The organism is Sulfurimonas lacustris (assembly GCF_059705355.1).
Window position 1 is genome coordinate 1315378 of the sequence record NZ_AP046125.1, and the last position, 15847, is coordinate 1331224.

A 15847-nucleotide genomic window follows, 5' to 3' on the forward strand; every position below is an offset into this window, starting at 1 on the left:
GTTATGAGGCGGGGTTTTGCAGCCCTAGCCCAAAGCTAAGGCAAAAAAGCCTAACGAAGTAGATGGTGCCTTGTTTTCTTGCCCTTTGGGTAACTTTATCTTTGCGCTCTTGCTGCGTCAAAGAGTTTTCCTTTAGCTTTAGCTAGAGCTGCAACTCTTTTTCTTGCAATAGCACAAAGCTAAAGTTATGCAAAGCAATAAAAAGTGCGTAAGGTCAGTTTATAAAAAGGAGCTGCAAATTTGAGATATATCATTCTATTTTTACTCCCTCTTTTGCTTAGTGCCAACCTCACTTACCTTACAACTCAAAACAAAGAGATAACTATATTGGAGTCTTTTGACATAGACCCATCTTTTTTGTATGACCCAATAATGAACGAGATGAAAAACAGCAAAAAAGATATGTATGATGAAGAAAACTTTTTTCAAATAATGGATGAAGCGCATCTTTTTATCCCTACAGTCAAAGAAATTTTAGCCACACACTCTGTGCCGCCTGAATTTCTTTTCTTAGCGATGGCTGAATCGAGTTTTTCAACAAAAGCATATTCCGTAAAAAAAGCGTCTGGTTTTTGGCAATTTATGCCTGAGACTGCAAAGCTTTATGGTTTAAAGATTGACCAATATGTAGATGAGCGAAGAGACGTCATCAAATCAACTGAGGCGGCAGCAAAATACTTGAGTGCGCTTCATGATAAATTTGGCAAATGGTATCTTGCTGCTATTGCATATAATTGCGGAGAAGGTAAACTTGCCAACGCCATAAGTAGAGCAAAAAGCGATGACCTTTTAGTCTTGTTAAATCCACAAGAAAAATACATCCCAAAAGAGAGCAGAATCTTTATACGAAAAATTCTCTCTCTTGCACTCATAGGCAATGATGAACAGCTTTTACTCAACAATGAATACGAATATCTGCTCAATAGAGCCAATGCAGACTCTATCTCTACAGTAAAGGTGCCGCGTGGGGAGTCATTAAAAAGAATTTCAGAGCTTATCGACATTCCCCTGCCAGAGCTGCAAAAACTCAATAGACACCTAAAATATGACTTTTCACCTCCCTATATTCACTCCTATGACATCTATATCCCTTATATCAAACTTTCTAGTTTTAAACAAAACTATTTTGAAGAGGAAATCAAAAACTTTTATAAGGTTCATATCGTTACTAAAGGTGAAAGTCTTTATACTATAGGGAAGAAATACAATGTTAGTCAAAATGCTATCAAAGATTTTAATGCACTTAAAAACAATAGATTGAGTTTAAACCAACAACTTATCATTCCCATAGATAACAGGATAGCATCTGCTACAAATATTGGCAGGGATTTCACCCATAACGTAAAGCTAGAAAAAGCTTAAGATTTTTAATTTTAGTAAGAAAAAAGAAGAAGAATGAATATTTTTTTTATATTTTCAGTTACACTGCTACTTCTCTTTACGGGGTGTAGTTCGAGGGGCAAAAGTAGCTATGTTGCCCCTTTGGAGCCACAAAGCTACTCCCAAGATAAGAATGTGTATAGTTCTACTGTAAACAAAAAAGATTATCATCATCCAACCATGAGACCTTATGAGATTAGGGGTATCAAATACTATCCAACCGTTGTTAATGTCGGTGATATTTTTCATGGAAACGCAAGCTGGTATGGTCCTGATTTTCACGGCAAATCAACTTCAAACGGTGAAACATACAACATGTACGATATGACAGCGGCACATAAAACGCTTCCTATGAATACGATTGTAAAGGTTACAAACAAAAACAATGGAAAAAGTACCGTTGTGCGGATAAATGACAGAGGTCCTTTTGTGGAAACAAGAATTATCGATCTCTCAAACACTGCAGCGCGCAATATAGATATGGTTGGTGCTGGAACAGCTCCTGTAAAAGTAGAGATTCTTGGATTTCACTCCAAAGAGAAGAGAGATATTCCTCTTCTTAAAGATTTGAGAGATACTCCTCAAGATCAGGTTATCGATGGATTTGCTCTTCAAATCGCCTCTTTTTCAAGATTTGAGGGTGCAGTTGCAACACAGAAAAAATACAACAATACAGATGGATACACAACCATCATAAAAGATGTACAAACAAGCAGAGGACGCCTCTTTAGAGTCTGGCTCAAAGGTTTTAGAAGTGAACAAGAGGCGAGAGACTACAAAGCACTTGGAAACTTTCAAGGTTCATTTATAGTAAGAGAGGATTAAAAAATGATTAGTAAAAGCAGAAAAACAAAAGAGACCGACATCACTGTCTCTTTGGATATGAGCGGCGCACAAAAGAGCAAGATAGATACGGGTGTGGGCTTCTTAGACCACATGCTTGATAGTTTTTCAAGACACTCTTTGATTGATTTTGAGATTTCATGCAAGGGTGATACGCACATAGATGACCACCACAGCGTTGAAGATATCGGCATCGTTCTTGGCTCGCTTTTGGCAGAGGCTATCTACCCTGTAACCAACATGGAGCGTTTTGGAAGTGCGAGTATCGTGATGGATGAGGCATGTGTGAGTTGTGATTTGGATCTTAGCAACCGTCCTTATCTTGTTTTTGAAGTAGATGTTACAGGAAAAGTAGGAAGCTTTGATACAGAACTTGTTGAAGAGTTTTTTAAAGCCCTTGTTTTAAATGCAAGAGTGAGTGCACATATAGTGCTTCAAAGAGGAAAGAACAAGCACCACATCATAGAGGCGGCATTTAAAGCTTTTGCGGTAGCTCTTCGCCGTGCAATGCAAAAAAATGAAAAAGTCGGTATCCCAAGCACGAAAGATATGCTTTGATTAAGTTGCTTGTTCTTGATGTTGATGGATGTCTTACAGATGGAAAAATCATCTACGCTTCAGATGGAAGCGAGATAAAAAACTTTAATGTAAAAGATGGTCTTGCTATCAGTTCATGGATAAAAATGGGCTTTCAAGCAGTAATCATAACCGGAAGAGAGTCTAACATTGTTGCAAAAAGAGCCAAAGAACTTGGAATTTCCCATCTTTTTCAAGGCGTCAAAGATAAAGAGAGTGTGCTTAAAGAGCTGCTTGAAAGACTTAACCTAAAACAGTATGAAGTAGGTGCTATAGGGGATGATCTCAATGACTATAAAATGTTGCGCAGCGTAGGCAGAAGCTTTACTCCAAAAGATGGTGCAAAAGAGATTAGAGAGCTTGTTGATACCGTGCTTACATCTAAAGGCGGTGATGGTGCGGTGCGAGAGATGATAGATATCCTCGTAGATGAGGGCGATTTAAAAGAACAATTTATGGCTCTTTGGCTATAATAAGACTTTAGCTAAAAAAGAGAAGTAAACATGAATATAAACTATTTTTTTGCCGTTACTTCTTTTTTACTGTTAGTGATACTTTTTGCCTTTAAGCCACTAGAGATAAAAGAGCAGCCACATGGGGATGTGCCTCTCTTTAGTATTACGTCTTTTGTTATGTATGAGCTAGATGTTAAAGGTCTTATCACTACCATGAATGGGACAACAGCGACACGCTACAAAGATAGATATACGGTCGAGGGGATAGACTATACAGACAGTTCCAAAGAGTATATCGCAAATATGAAATCTAAAAACGGTATTTACAAAGATGATATCGTCTATCTGGATGGTGATATCGTTTATAAACGAGAAGATGGCTTGACCTTTGAAACGCAAAAGGCGACTTATAACAAAAAAACAACTGTTGCCATAGCAGATGGGGAGTACCTTCTTTATAGAGGGGAAAATAGGGTTGTTGGAAGAGAGTTGCATTATAACAGCTCACAAGAGACCATCAACTCCAAAGATGTAACGGCAAAATATCAGATAGAAGAGAGAAAGAGATGAAACAGAAGATTTTTTTAACCATTTTTTTAGCAGCGTCACTGTTTGCGCAAGAGCTTCAAGTCAAAGCAAAGCTCTTTAACGCAGACCAAAAAACAGGGATTTCCGTTTTTGAAGGTAATGTTAACATTATCAAAGGCAGCGATGAGCTCAACGCTTCAAAGGTTACTATCCATACAAACGCGAACCAAGAACCGACACAGTTTATAGCAGAGGGCAGCGCTTCATTTAAAATCAAAACATTAGAAGGTGCTCTTTATACTGGACGGGCACAAAAAGTCATCTATCTTCCACAAAAAAAAGAGTACCACTTTTTTCAAAATGTACATTTAAAACAGCTCAATGAGAAAAAAGAGATTATCGGTGATGAAGTTATCTTAAAAACGATTGAGGGCAAAGCATACGCCAAAGGTGCAGAGCAAGAACCTGTAATTATGATTTTCACAATGCCAGAAGAGAAACCAAAAAAAGAGCAAGAGCCAAAGAAAGAGCAAGAAGTAAAGAAAGAACAAAATGATTGAGATAGTAGATGCAAAATTTCTTATATCTGCTGCTAATGTAGCGGGTGCGCCAGAGTCGCAGGAACAAAATGAAGTTGTTTTTATGGCACGTTCCAATGTTGGCAAAAGCTCACTGCTTAACGCACTCACCAACCATAAAGGCTTGGCTAAAGTCTCTTCTACCCCAGGAAAAACAAGACTTATCAACTATTTTGATGTAACATTTCTCGATAGAGAGAATACGCAGAAAAGTTTTGCAAAATTTGTCGATTTACCTGGTTTTGGATACGCGAAAGTTGCCAAATCTCTCAAATACGACTGGGAAAAAAATCTCACAGACTATATAGTTTCAAGAGAGCAGATTAAGATTTTTGTCCATCTTGTCGATGCGAGACACCCTTTTTTAGAAATTGACAAGTCTGTAAGCGATTTTTTGCTCCAACATGCACAACCTACGCAGCATATTATTCAAATTTTTACTAAAATTGACAAGTTAAACCAAAAAGAGCAAAATGAACTCAAAAAAGCATTTCCTGATGCGCTTATGGTTTCAAGCTCCAAAAAAAGAGGTTTGGCAAAAATTGTAACACTGATACATTCTATCTTAGAGGAGTCTGGTGATGAACATTGAATTAACAAGAGCAAGGTTATCCGATATTGCAGAGATGCAAAAAATGGTTATTCCCGAAGTTGAAGCCGGAGTTATTTTGGCAAGAAGCTCTGATGAGATAGCAACCAATATCAGATCCTATATACTTGCAAAAGAGAGTGGAGAGATAGTCGGTTTTTGCGCACTCCATATCCATACTCCCTCTCTTGCTGAGATTCGTTCTTTGGTTGTCAAAGAGGATAAAAGAGGCAAAGGGATAGGGCAGCAGCTTGTAACACAGGCGATAGAAGATGCCGAGGCTTTAGGCTTGCAAAAAGTGTTAAGCCTTACCTACAAACAAGCTTTTTTTGAAAAACTTGGATTTGTAGAAATTCCAAAAGAGTCACTGCCGGAGCACAAAATTTGGGCAGATTGTATCAAATGTAAACATTTTCCCGTATGCAACGAAGTCTCTCTTATCAAAACCCTCTAACACCATACTTTTATGGTGTTTTATTTCTCATTTATACGGCATTAAGCGGCATCTATCTTTTCTTGCCGCCACTGCTGGCAATACTCTATTTTTATTTTTCCAAAGCACTTAAAAAAGAGGACTCTGGAGTTCTTTTTTTAGTTATTTTTTGCCTTTTACTTTTTGAAGCTTCCAATGGGTATGTGCTCTTTAGCACGATTATCTACTTTTTTTTGCTTCACAAATATATTGTGCCAAAAATCATGCAAAATTTCAGTTGTGCCACATGCATACGATTTGTTGTCGTTCTTTTGGCATATTTTGGTTTTTTCCTTTTTTACTCTCTTTTAGCAAGCATATTTATGTTTCCGGCACCAAATATAAGTTACTATGTGATTTACTACATTGCCATTGAATTTTTGATTATGAGCGTCTTATGAAAATCAAATTTATACTTTTTATGTTTGCTCTTACATGGTTAACACTGCTTGTGAGGGTCTTTTTGCTCTCTGTGGAGTCAAACAGCTACTATGAGAAACTCTCTTATAACAACACTATCAAAATCGAGCAGATTGCACCCGTAAGAGGAGAGATTGTCGATATCAACAACAGACCACTTGCTATCAATGAGCTTGGCTTTAAGATACAACTTGCCCCACACCTGACACTCAAAAAAAATAGTGATATTTTTGAATCAGAGTTAGCTACGCTTCTCTCCCTACTGCCTCATTTGGATAAAGAGAAGATTATCAAAGAGTATAAAAAAAGTGACTCCTACTACAACCACAACTTTATTGATATTGTTGAATTTGTCTCTTATGAGCAGATTATGCCCGTTTACTCTATCTTGAGTTTAAGAGAAAATATCAACGTTGTCTCTTCCCCAAAAAGGTACTATCCTCACAATGAAGCCGCTGCTCACGTTGTTGGCTATGTGGGGCGTGCAAATAAGGATGATGTCCAAGATGATCCATTGGTTGAGCTTATAGGTTATAGCGGAAAGTCCGGCATAGAGCGATACTATAACGAATATCTCCAAGGCTTAGCTGGAAAAAGAGAGATAAAAGTAAATGCAAACAACCAAGAGGTAGAAGAGCTCTCAAGCCAAATGCCAGTGGAGGATAGAAAACTCACACTTAACATCGATATAGAACTTCAAAAATACATCGCAACACTTTTTGAAAACAAGGCGGGAGCGGTTGTTGTTATGGAGGTTAATGGTGCTGTTCTCTCAGCAAGCAGTTTTCCAGAGTATGATTTAAACACCTTTGTAACAGGGATAAGCAGTGAGATTTGGGAGAAACTCTCAAATAGTCTGGACAAACCTTTTACAAATAAGCTTATTCATGGGCTTTACCCTCCTGGTTCTGTTATCAAAACAGGTTTGGGTCTGCTTTATATTACCTCCCCAGAAGTTGGTCAAAATTTTAGTGTCCATTGTACGGCTTCTTTACCAGTTGGCTCTAGGGTGTTTCGATGTTGGAAGAGAGATGGGCATGGAAGTACGGATATAAAAAAAGCGATTCGAGAGAGTTGTGATGACTACTTTTACAAAGGAAGTCTCAAGCTTGGTATAGACAAAATGAGTGATGGGCTTATGCGTTATGGACTTGGAAAAAAGACAGGAGTTGATTTGCCAAATGAGTTTGTAGGCACGGTGCCCTCACGTGAATGGAAAAAGAAAAAATATAACAAATCTTGGTATATTGGAGAGACTATCAACACATCCATAGGGCAGGGGGATTTTTTAACAACACCCATGCAAGTTGCCCAATTTACAGCACTTATGGCAACAGGAAAACTTCCACGCCCCTATTTTGCAAGTATGCTAGGAGATAAGCTTGTCGAACCTCAACTTCAAGAGGTGCTTGATGAGGGCGAGTTAAAAAGGCTACCAACTATCCAAAGAGCAATGTATGAAGTGTGTAATGTAGCAGGTGGAACAGGCACAAATTACCTCAAAACAAAAGTGAAAATTGCAGGAAAAACTGGAACAGCGCAAGTTGTAGGTATTTTACAAAATATCAAACAAAGAGAACTAGAACATGAAATGGAGTACTATACACGCTCACATTCTTGGTTTGCGACGTACGGACCTTATGAAAATCCTCAGTATGCCGTTGTGGTTATGGTAGAGCATGGTGGGCATGGTGGCGCAGCTACTGGTGCTATTGTTTCAAAGATTTATGACAAACTCTTGGAGCTTGGATATATAAAAACAGAGGGGATAGAGAGGTAACTTTATCCTTCGTTTCTAACAATGAGACTCTCTGGCAAGTTAAACTTTTGAATCAACCTTGCCTCCTCTTGTCTCATCTCTCCCTCGTCAACTTCGTGGTCATACCCTAACAGATGCAAAAGCCCATGGATAAAAAGAAGTGCAAATTCATCATCATTTGTATGTCCAAACTCTATGGCTTTTTGCTCAATATACTCTCTGCAAATAACTATGCTTCCAAGAGGAATCATAGGCATAGCTTCATAAGGAAAGCTCAAAACATCAGTAGCTTTGTCAATTCCGCGATGCTCCTTGTTAATCTCTCGCATCTCATGAGCATCCATAATGATAAGCTCAATCTCTTTTTTTGTCAATGAATCAGCAATAGCACTAATAATCTCTATATCTAATTGCAATGCAGTTCTATTGTCAAATTCAATCATTCTTACCCTGCGATATTGAGATTGACGCCAACCCCAGTTTTTTGTGCCGCGACTTTTTGTGACTCTTCGCTCAGAGACTCTAAAATTTTTAAAGCCTGTCGCTCTTGTGTATCCATACTCTTTTTAATCGCCTCAACACCTGATGAGGACTGTGTGTTTGTATTTGAAGATGAAATTTCCATAATCTCTCCTTATTTGGATATTGAAGCATTATATAGCGCATCCCTTTTGAGGAAGATTAAAATAATATGTTAGAATTACTTTATGAATTTGGAAAATAAAAAAGCAATATGTATTATGAGCGGTGGCATGGACTCAACGCTTGGTGCCTACATGGTAAAGAAAATGGGGTATGAGGTTATAGCTCTGCACTTTAACTATGGACAGAGAACGCAACAAAAAGAACTTTTGTGTTTTGAAAAGATTTGCGACGACCTTGGTGTTTTAAAGCGTTATGTTTTGGATTTGGATTTTTTTGAGCAAATAGGAGCTTCGGCACTCATAGACAAGAGCATAGAAGTACCTACCAAAGGTGTGGAAGAGGGTGTGCCCGTAACCTATGTCCCTTTTAGAAACGGCATTTTTTTAAGTATCGCCGGAGCTTTGGCGGAAAAAGAGGGGGCGGAGATTATCTCCATAGGCGTGGTGGAAGAAGACAGTAGCGGTTATCCTGATTGTCGGGAGTCTTTTATCAACAGCATTGAGCAAAGTATAAACCTCGGCACAAAAGAGGAGACAAAGATTCAAATCTATATGCCTCTTGTTCACCTCAAAAAATCGCAAATCGTACAACATGCGCTTGAACTAGAAGTTCCGCTTGAGCATACTTGGAGTTGTTACAAGGATGAAGAGATGGCATGCGGCGTTTGTGACAGTTGCCGTCTGCGTCTAAACGGTTTCAAGCTTGCCGGAGTAAAAGACCCTCTTGAGTATCAGTAAAATCATATTTCGTGATTTGCAAATCTTGCATCTGCGAAAGCCGGAGCTTAAAAACAGCTATATAAGCGTTAAAAAAAACGGTGAGATAATTCTTAAAACACCAAAAGTTTCTGATGATTTTATACAAAGGCTTCTTTTGCAAAGAGAGTCTTGGATAAGAAATCAACTTCAAAAAGTATCTTCTTTGCAAACACTTAGTGTAGTTTTAGAGGATGAGATTTTGCTTTTTGGAGAAGTTTTTAGTATAGATATCGATGAAGCAAAAGAGTTAAGAGAGTCTTTGCAAAAAGTAAAAATCTCAAACAAAGAGAGCGTCATTCGATGTTATGAGAGATTTTATAAAAATTACGCACTCTTCTACATCACGCAAAGAGCAGCACATTTTGCAGAGGTGATGCAACTTAACTACAGTGAGTTGAAATTTAAAAAGATGCGTAGCAGATGGGGAAGTTGCAGTTCCAAAGGTGTTATTACATTCAATACGGAACTGATAAAACTAGATAAAAAACTTATAGATTTTATCGTTGTGCATGAACTCGCACATCTCAAACATATGAATCACTCAAAAGAGTTTCACGCGCTTGTCCACGGCTACATCCATGATGCAAAAACATTAAATCAAAAACTAAAGAAACTCCACACCTACTTGTTTATCTGATTATCTTGCATTTAAAAAATATCTCAAACTTGCATCGCTCCACTCTTTTGAGAGTGCAAGATGGTTTTGTATGGATTTATAGACAAGTTCAAAGTCGCTGTTTTGTTGGCTAAAATCTTTAAGTACCTCTTGAAGTGCTTTTTTCCCAGCCTCTACAACATCTTGCGGAAACTGCCGAATCTCGATATTTAGCTCTTTGAGTTTTTTAAGCGCATGAATATTTTCATAGTGAAACTCATAGGTCATGTTGGAGTTCATCTCGTTTGCGGCTACTTCTATCATGCCTTGATGCTCGCTAGAGAGCTTGTTCCAAAACTGTTTGTTAAATGTAACTTCAAGGATAGACCCAGGTTCATGCCACCCTGAGTAGTAAAAAGGCGCAACTTTATGAAATCCCATCTTAATATCAAGTGCAGGACCAACCCACTCTGTCGCATCGATAACACCACGCTCCAAAGAGGTATAAATCTCTCCGGCAGGAAGCAGTACAGAGTTTACTCCCATCTTTGAGAAGACCTCTCCGCCAAGCCCTGGGATGCGCATCTTAAGCCCGTTCATGTCGGAGAGTGATTTTATCTCTTCTCTAAACCACCCACCCATTTGGATATTGGTGTTGCCGCCCATAAAAGGGTGAAGGTTATACTTTTCATATTGCGCTCTCCAAAGTTCAAGTCCGCCGCCAAAGAGCATCCATGAGTTTATCTCTTCCGCACTAAAACCAAAAGGGATACCGCTGTAGAGTGAAAATGCGCTGTTTTTTCCTTTCCAGTAGTAAGGTCCTGAGTGAAACGCATCTATTTGACCGCTAGAACATGCATCAAAAACCGCCAAATCAGGTACAAGTGTGTTTTTTGGATAGATTTTTATCTCCAAAGAGCCGCCGCTTATATCTTTGAGTCTCTGTGCGAACTTCTCTACCCCCGTACCCATGATAGGAAAGCTCCCCGGCCAGCTTGTTGCGAGTTTTACAACGCTCTTTTTATTTTTGTTGATATTTATATGTTTTTCGCCGCTCTCTTTTGGTTCTGGATGCTTTGAGTAATCAATCGCTTTTCTGTTACTCTCATTACATCCGCCAAGAGCTAAAGCCGCAGACGAGGTTGTTGTTGCTACTAAAAAGTCTCTTCTGTTCATCTTTTTACCATCCTAAAAATCCATTGTTAGCTGTTTTTGGTTCGATAAAAGTCTGTTTAAAATCGATTTATCTACGCCTACAATAAGAGCAAAGTTAAATCTGTTTTCTCTTAAAATAGCAATAATCTCTTTTTCATTTTTATAACTAAAATTCTTTTGGCTATTTTCTATTTCGATATGTTTTGGGAGTATAAAAATAGTATTTGCCCATGAAGCATGACGCTGCAAAAACGAGATTTGCGCATCGATAAGTTGGCTATTTGGCTCAAAAATAAGAACTTTATCACTTGTACCAAAGCTCTTTATCTCAAACTTTTTATTGATAAAAATAGGTTCAAAATGTTCGATAAGCGTAAATTTTCTGAGTTTATACTCTATTTTGAGTATTTTATAAAGATGCAGCAACTCTTCAAGATAGGGAATAAAAAAAGGAGAGATGAGCTGTCTTTCGTAAAAAACATTATTATAGATAAAAGATGTTTCAAAAAGCGTCTGTTCGATAATCTCAATGGGAACATAAGGCGGATGCGGCATCTTTTTAACAACAGCAAACATCTCTTTATCCACAAGGGCAGGGCAAAATAGAAGGGTTGTTCTGTTTTCTGCATCTAAAAGGGCTTTAAAAATCGATTTTAAATCTCCAAAAATGCTCAAGAAGTTTGATGGAGTGATGACTTGCAAAGAGAGTTTAAAAATAATCTCATTACACGCATACGCCACTATCTCTTTTTCTATACTTTTAAAACGAATCAGCTTTTTAAGTGCTTCATCAAGGCTATGCGCTTTAATCCAAGCGATTTCATTATCGCTTATCTGTGTGGGCTTATCAAAAATAACCCCATAAGCGCCATTTGCAACAGCCACTTCAATCTCTTCTTGAGAATATGCAAAAAAAAGATCTCCTCGCTTGACCCTATGTGCTTCAAAAACTATATTTTCAAAACTATGTACATAAGGCTCATTGACAAGGGTGGTCTGTGTAAGCGCTAGAAAATTTTCAAGTCTCATCCAATAGGCGTGCCTGCTTTTTTAGGTTTTTCAGGTCTAACTAGTGAGAGACCATCTTCATCCTTGGCAGCAAGAAGCATTCCCTCTGAGAGCATTCCCATCAGTTTTGCAGGTTTTAGGTTTGCAACGACGCAGACATGCGTATTTATGAGGGATTCTGGCGTATAGAACTCTCTTATGCCTGCTACAACCTGTCTTGGGTTTTCTTCGCCCAAATCAACTTTGAGTTTTAAAAGTTTACTACTCTTTGGAACGATTTCAGCCTCTACTACGATACCGACTTTTAGAGAAGTTTGGAAAAACTGACCGATTTCTATAAGATTATCTTGCTCTTTTGCACACTCTGTGACTGCTTTAGGAGCCTCTTTAGCCGCATTTGGATGAGCAAGTGGAGCTTCAGGCATCAAAGGCTCTTCTATACGAGGGAAGAGGGGAGGAGTCTGCTTAATATTAAATAGTTTTAGTAATTTTTTCTCAATAACAAGCTCTTTATAACTTGCATTATCTATGCTAAAGTTTAATGTATCTGCGATGATGTCTGTAGTTTTAGGCATAATCGCGTGCAACATAATCGCGGCTTTTGCAAGTATATTTGCCACAAGTGCGACTGTTGCAAGTGCCTCATCTTTTCTCTCTTCCTTCATCTTAACCCATGGGGCATGCTCTTCTATGGCTTTGTTTCCGATGGAAAAGAGTCTCCACAGCTCTTCAAGATATCTATGTGTCTGTAGGTTTTGCATATAAGCATCAAGCGAATCCAAAACAACATTCATAGCATCAATCTCTTTTTGATGGTACTTGAGCACATCCACGCTATCTATCTCAAAATCGGAGTATTTACCGCTCATACCGATAATACGGTTAAGAAGATTACCCAAATCATTGCTGAGTTCCGAGTTGATTCTGTCTATAAAAGCTCTTTGAGAAAAATCGCCGTCTTGTCCGAAAGGAACCTCTCTAAGCATAAAATATCTCAGATTTTCAACGCCGTAAGCATCGGAGACTTGTTTTGGAGAGATAACATTGCCTTTTGATTTACTCATCTTCTCTCCGTCTCTCGTCCACCAACCATGTGCGCCAATCTGCTTTGGAAGCGGGAGGTCAAGACTCATCAAAAACGCAGGCCAGTAGATGGCATGAAAGCGAAGAATGTCTTTACCAACAAGCTGTACAGAAGCCGGCCAGTAGCGCATATTTTCTTCAGTTGTTCCATATCCAAGTGCTGTTACATAGTTAAGGAGTGCATCAAGCCAAACATACATTACATGCTTGTCGTCTTTAATCGACTCAGGCATTTTAACGCCCCATGTAAAAGATGTTCTTGTAACTGAAAGGTCACGCAAACCGCCTTTAACAAAGTTAATAACCTCATTTGCACGAGAGCGCGGCATGATAAAATCAGGGTTGTCTGCATAATGTTTTAAAAGCGCATCTTCATACTTTGAGAGCCTAAAAAAGTAGCTCTCTTCTTTTATCACGTTCGTACTTCTACCACAATCAGGGCAAAACTCTCCGTCCACAAGTTGCGTTTCCGTAAAAAAAGTCTCACAGCTTACACAGTAGTGACCTTCATAAAAATCTTTATATATATCGCCCTTTGCGTACATTACTTCAAAAGCTCTCTGCACACCTTTTTTATGCGCTTCATCTGTTGTGCGGATAAATTTATCGTAGCTTATACCAAACTCATCCCAAAGATTTTTAAAAGTAGCACTTATCTCATCCGCGAACGCCTGAGTAGCTTTGCCATTTTTTTGAGCCGACTCTTCTATCTTTTGTCCATGCTCATCAGTACCAGTTAAAAAGTAGGTATCTTCACCCTTAAGTTTCTCATATCTTGCCACACTATCGGCGATAAAAGTTGTATAAGCATGTCCAATATGCGCTTCACCGTTTACATAATAGATAGGGGTTGTTATATATTTACTCAATTTTTCTCCTTAAAATTCAAATCCACCAGTATCCCCTTTAGACATACTGTTGTAAACCGCTTTCACATAACTACTTCTTAATTCACACGTCAGATAAAACTCACAGGCGCTACAGCTCTTAACCTCTTTGGCTTTCTGACAAGTTTGAAGTTTCTCTATCATCTCATCCAAATGGAGTTCAAACTTGTCGAGCGTTTGTGACTCAGTTGTTTGCATAGACTTCTTTTACTCTTTGTACCTCGTAGCGTGAACCAAAAAAACACGGTGAAGTGTCATGGATATCGGCGTATGCAAGTCCCATTAAATCTTCTTTTCCATCAATCGCTTCTCCGCCTGCTTTTTTAAAGATAAAAGCAAAAGGGAAAACTTCAAAAAGCCGTCGCAGTTTTCCTTTTGGTTTATCTGAAGTAGCAGGATAACTGAAGAGTCCTCCACCTTTGAGAAGAATCTGATGCAAGTCCGGAACCATTCCGCCGGAGTATCTCAGACGATACCCCTCTGCAAAGAAACTATCTACCATCTCTTTATGGTAAGACTTCCAGTTTTGCTGTGTTCCACCAGGCGCGTTGAGTTTGCCTTTTTCGTTTAAGCGAACCTCTTTAACAAACTCAAACTCTTTGCCTTGAAGCAGATGCATCTTTACTTTGTTGTGCGCAAAAACCATCTCCACGCGAGGACCAAAAACGACATAACACGATGCAACCATATTTTGTGCACCAAATGCATTCTCATAAATCCCAAAGATAGAACCAACACTTAGGTTTACATCGATTAGTGATGAACCATCAAGCGGGTCGTAAGCGATGAAGTATTTGCCATTTTCATGCAACATTACCGCATGTTCTTTCTCTTCACTTGCTATGGTGTGGATAGAAGCGACATTTGAAAACTCCTCCTCGATAATCATATCGCACTTGATATCAAGCTGAAGCTGTGTCTCACCGGAGCTGTTTTCCTGCTGTGAATATCCTATATCTTTCGTATCTATTGCATCTTTTATACGTATGGCACTTCTTTGTATCGCACTAAATATATCAGTCATTTTCATACTTCCTTTGCATTTTTAAATATCCACTCTATCACATCTTCACAATTGTTCAGGTTCAAAATAGCAACATCTTTTGGAAAATCATATCTGCTCATATCTATGCTTCCGTCTGTTGCAAGGGCGTCCATATATGGAAAATAAGCAGGATCCAAAGAGTCTCTAAAGACGCTGATGCGTGGAAGAGGGAGATTTTTAAGACCCTCTACAAGCAAAATATCAAACTTATCAAAAAGTCTTATCATCTCATCCAAATCTTTATGTTTTTGAGAGAAGTATGTTGTACGATTTGGGGAAGTCACGATAACCTCTGCGCCTGTGTCGGAGAATTTGTAACTGTCTTTGCCTTCAACATCAAAACGCGCCTTATCTTTTGGGTCATGCTTTATAATAGCAACCTCTTTTTTATAGTCATGGATAAGTTTTCTGGCGATTTTTAATATAAGTGTCGTTTTACCGCTATTTGATGGACCGGTAAATGCAACTGCTAATCTTTTTTTCAATGGTTATACTTTAATCAAAATTTGAGTGATTATACAAAATAGTCGTTAAAAGGTTGTTTAATAAGCTATAATTCTCTGATTATTCAGAGGGATTTAGATGAAAAATATTTTGCTATTTTTGACTTTTTTATTGCTTTTTACCGGATGTTCTCAAAAAAATGCTTTTTTTGCATTTGATATGGACAAAACAAAAGAGTTAAGTGTTTCAAGTCTTCAAAGTAGTAAAATAGTCTCGCAAAATGCAGATGTCAGAGGAGTTTTTTCGGCGATATATCTTAATGAGGTCTATCCAGAAACCTTCAATGAGCATGAGTACTTTTTCATATTTATCTATCTTAAAGAGGCAAAAGAGCTGCATAGCGCCAAAGATGGTATAGAGAGCAGTTTAAAACTCACTTTAAACTCCAAATCGCCACTCAAGATAAAAAAACTACCAAAGCAGAACCAATTTTCGCATCTCATAGAGACAACGAACAACTGGAGCGAGTACTACATGGTAGCGTTTGAGATGGCAGATAAGCTCAATCTCTCTCTAAAAGAGGAACAATCCTCATCCACCGCAACACTCAAATATAAAAAAGAGTAA

21 protein-coding genes are annotated in these 15847 nt (G+C 38.4%); 13 read left to right on the forward strand and 8 right to left on the reverse strand.

Annotated elements, in window-relative coordinates; genetic code table 11:
• Positions 1–240 precede the first annotated feature (240 nt).
• From AC6H4V_RS06915 to mrdA, 10 genes are read left to right on the forward strand one after another with little or no spacing between them, the layout of a single operon-like run.
• The gene (locus AC6H4V_RS06915) at positions 241–1362 is read left to right on the forward strand and encodes a lytic transglycosylase domain-containing protein (RefSeq protein ID WP_497606266.1); all 1122 of its coding nucleotides are present in this window, start codon (positions 241–243) and stop codon (positions 1360–1362) included.
• Between the two features lie 33 nt (positions 1363–1395).
• Positions 1396–2205, forward strand: coding sequence for a septal ring lytic transglycosylase RlpA family protein (locus AC6H4V_RS06920; RefSeq protein ID WP_497606267.1), 810 nt, complete (start codon positions 1396–1398; stop codon positions 2203–2205).
• A gap of 3 nt (positions 2206–2208) precedes the next feature.
• Positions 2209–2781 carry an imidazoleglycerol-phosphate dehydratase HisB gene (hisB, locus tag AC6H4V_RS06925; RefSeq protein WP_497606268.1) on the forward strand — a complete coding sequence of 191 codons (573 nt, stop codon included), beginning with the start codon at positions 2209–2211 and terminating at the stop codon, positions 2779–2781.
• Complete coding sequence (locus AC6H4V_RS06930; protein ID WP_497606269.1) at positions 2778–3272, forward strand: KdsC family phosphatase; 495 nt, start codon at positions 2778–2780, stop codon at positions 3270–3272. Before hisB ends, AC6H4V_RS06930 begins: the two co-directional genes overlap by 4 nt.
• Positions 3273–3302: 30 nt before the next feature.
• Complete coding sequence (gene lptC / locus AC6H4V_RS06935; RefSeq protein WP_497606270.1) at positions 3303–3824, forward strand: LPS export ABC transporter periplasmic protein LptC; 522 nt, start codon at positions 3303–3305, stop codon at positions 3822–3824.
• Positions 3821–4342, forward strand: coding sequence for a lipopolysaccharide transport periplasmic protein LptA (gene lptA / locus AC6H4V_RS06940; RefSeq protein WP_497606271.1), 522 nt, complete (start codon positions 3821–3823; stop codon positions 4340–4342). Before lptC ends, lptA begins: the two co-directional genes overlap by 4 nt.
• Entirely contained in the window at positions 4335–4952 is a 618-nt protein-coding gene (gene yihA / locus AC6H4V_RS06945; protein ID WP_497606272.1) for a ribosome biogenesis GTP-binding protein YihA/YsxC, read from the forward strand. Before lptA ends, yihA begins: the two co-directional genes overlap by 8 nt.
• Complete coding sequence (locus tag AC6H4V_RS06950; protein ID WP_497606273.1) at positions 4942–5403, forward strand: N-acetyltransferase; 462 nt, start codon at positions 4942–4944, stop codon at positions 5401–5403. The genes yihA and AC6H4V_RS06950 overlap by 11 nt, the downstream gene beginning before the upstream one ends.
• The gene (locus AC6H4V_RS06955; RefSeq protein ID WP_497606274.1) at positions 5370–5822 is read left to right on the forward strand and encodes a hypothetical protein; all 453 of its coding nucleotides are present in this window, start codon (positions 5370–5372) and stop codon (positions 5820–5822) included. The genes AC6H4V_RS06950 and AC6H4V_RS06955 overlap by 34 nt, the downstream gene beginning before the upstream one ends.
• The gene (mrdA, locus tag AC6H4V_RS06960) at positions 5819–7621 is read left to right on the forward strand and encodes a penicillin-binding protein 2 (protein ID WP_497606275.1); all 1803 of its coding nucleotides are present in this window, start codon (positions 5819–5821) and stop codon (positions 7619–7621) included. The genes AC6H4V_RS06955 and mrdA overlap by 4 nt, the downstream gene beginning before the upstream one ends.
• A gap of 2 nt (positions 7622–7623) precedes the next feature.
• Here mrdA and ybeY read toward each other — a convergent pair whose 3' ends face one another.
• Both ybeY and AC6H4V_RS06970 read right to left on the reverse strand, forming a co-directional pair.
• Positions 7624–8043, reverse strand: a complete 420-nt coding sequence (gene ybeY / locus AC6H4V_RS06965; RefSeq protein ID WP_497606276.1) for an rRNA maturation RNase YbeY — start codon at positions 8041–8043, stop codon at positions 7624–7626.
• Between the two features lie 2 nt (positions 8044–8045).
• A complete protein-coding gene (locus AC6H4V_RS06970) occupies positions 8046–8225 on the reverse strand; it encodes a hypothetical protein (protein ID WP_428730739.1) in 180 nt (59 codons plus the stop codon).
• Positions 8226–8307: 82 nt separating this feature from the next.
• Between AC6H4V_RS06970 and queC the strand changes: the two genes are divergently transcribed.
• Positions 8308–8982, forward strand: a complete 675-nt coding sequence (gene queC, locus AC6H4V_RS06975; protein WP_497606277.1) for a 7-cyano-7-deazaguanine synthase QueC — start codon at positions 8308–8310, stop codon at positions 8980–8982.
• Complete coding sequence (locus AC6H4V_RS06980) at positions 8969–9640, forward strand: M48 family metallopeptidase (protein WP_497606278.1); 672 nt, start codon at positions 8969–8971, stop codon at positions 9638–9640. Before queC ends, AC6H4V_RS06980 begins: the two co-directional genes overlap by 14 nt.
• Here the strand turns inward: AC6H4V_RS06980 and AC6H4V_RS06985 are convergent, their stop codons facing one another.
• The 6 genes from AC6H4V_RS06985 to mobB are packed head-to-tail and all read right to left on the reverse strand — an operon-like array spanning position 9641 to position 15261.
• Positions 9641–10774: a TRAP transporter substrate-binding protein gene (locus AC6H4V_RS06985; protein ID WP_497606279.1), complete on the reverse strand. Its 1134-nt coding sequence runs from the start codon at positions 10772–10774 to the stop codon at positions 9641–9643.
• Between the two features lie 12 nt (positions 10775–10786).
• Complete coding sequence (locus AC6H4V_RS06990; RefSeq protein ID WP_497606280.1) at positions 10787–11782, reverse strand: hypothetical protein; 996 nt, start codon at positions 11780–11782, stop codon at positions 10787–10789.
• A complete protein-coding gene (gene metG, locus AC6H4V_RS06995; protein ID WP_497606281.1) occupies positions 11779–13713 on the reverse strand; it encodes a methionine--tRNA ligase in 1935 nt (644 codons plus the stop codon). The genes AC6H4V_RS06990 and metG overlap by 4 nt, the downstream gene beginning before the upstream one ends.
• Positions 13714–13722: 9 nt before the next feature.
• Positions 13723–13929, reverse strand: a complete 207-nt coding sequence (locus AC6H4V_RS07000; RefSeq protein ID WP_428730448.1) for a hypothetical protein — start codon at positions 13927–13929, stop codon at positions 13723–13725.
• Positions 13916–14755 (reverse strand): class 1 fructose-bisphosphatase, encoded by an 840-nt coding sequence (locus AC6H4V_RS07005; protein ID WP_497606282.1) that lies wholly within the window; start codon positions 14753–14755, stop codon positions 13916–13918. The genes AC6H4V_RS07000 and AC6H4V_RS07005 overlap by 14 nt, the downstream gene beginning before the upstream one ends.
• A 2-nt stretch (positions 14756–14757) precedes the next feature.
• On the reverse strand, positions 14758–15261 hold the full coding sequence (gene mobB, locus AC6H4V_RS07010; protein WP_428730961.1) for a molybdopterin-guanine dinucleotide biosynthesis protein B: 504 nt from the start codon (positions 15259–15261) through the stop codon (positions 14758–14760).
• Positions 15262–15358: 97 nt separating this feature from the next.
• Here mobB and AC6H4V_RS07015 point away from each other — a divergent pair, with 97 nt between their 5' ends.
• Positions 15359–15847, forward strand: coding sequence for a hypothetical protein (locus AC6H4V_RS07015; RefSeq protein WP_497606283.1), 489 nt, complete (start codon positions 15359–15361; stop codon positions 15845–15847).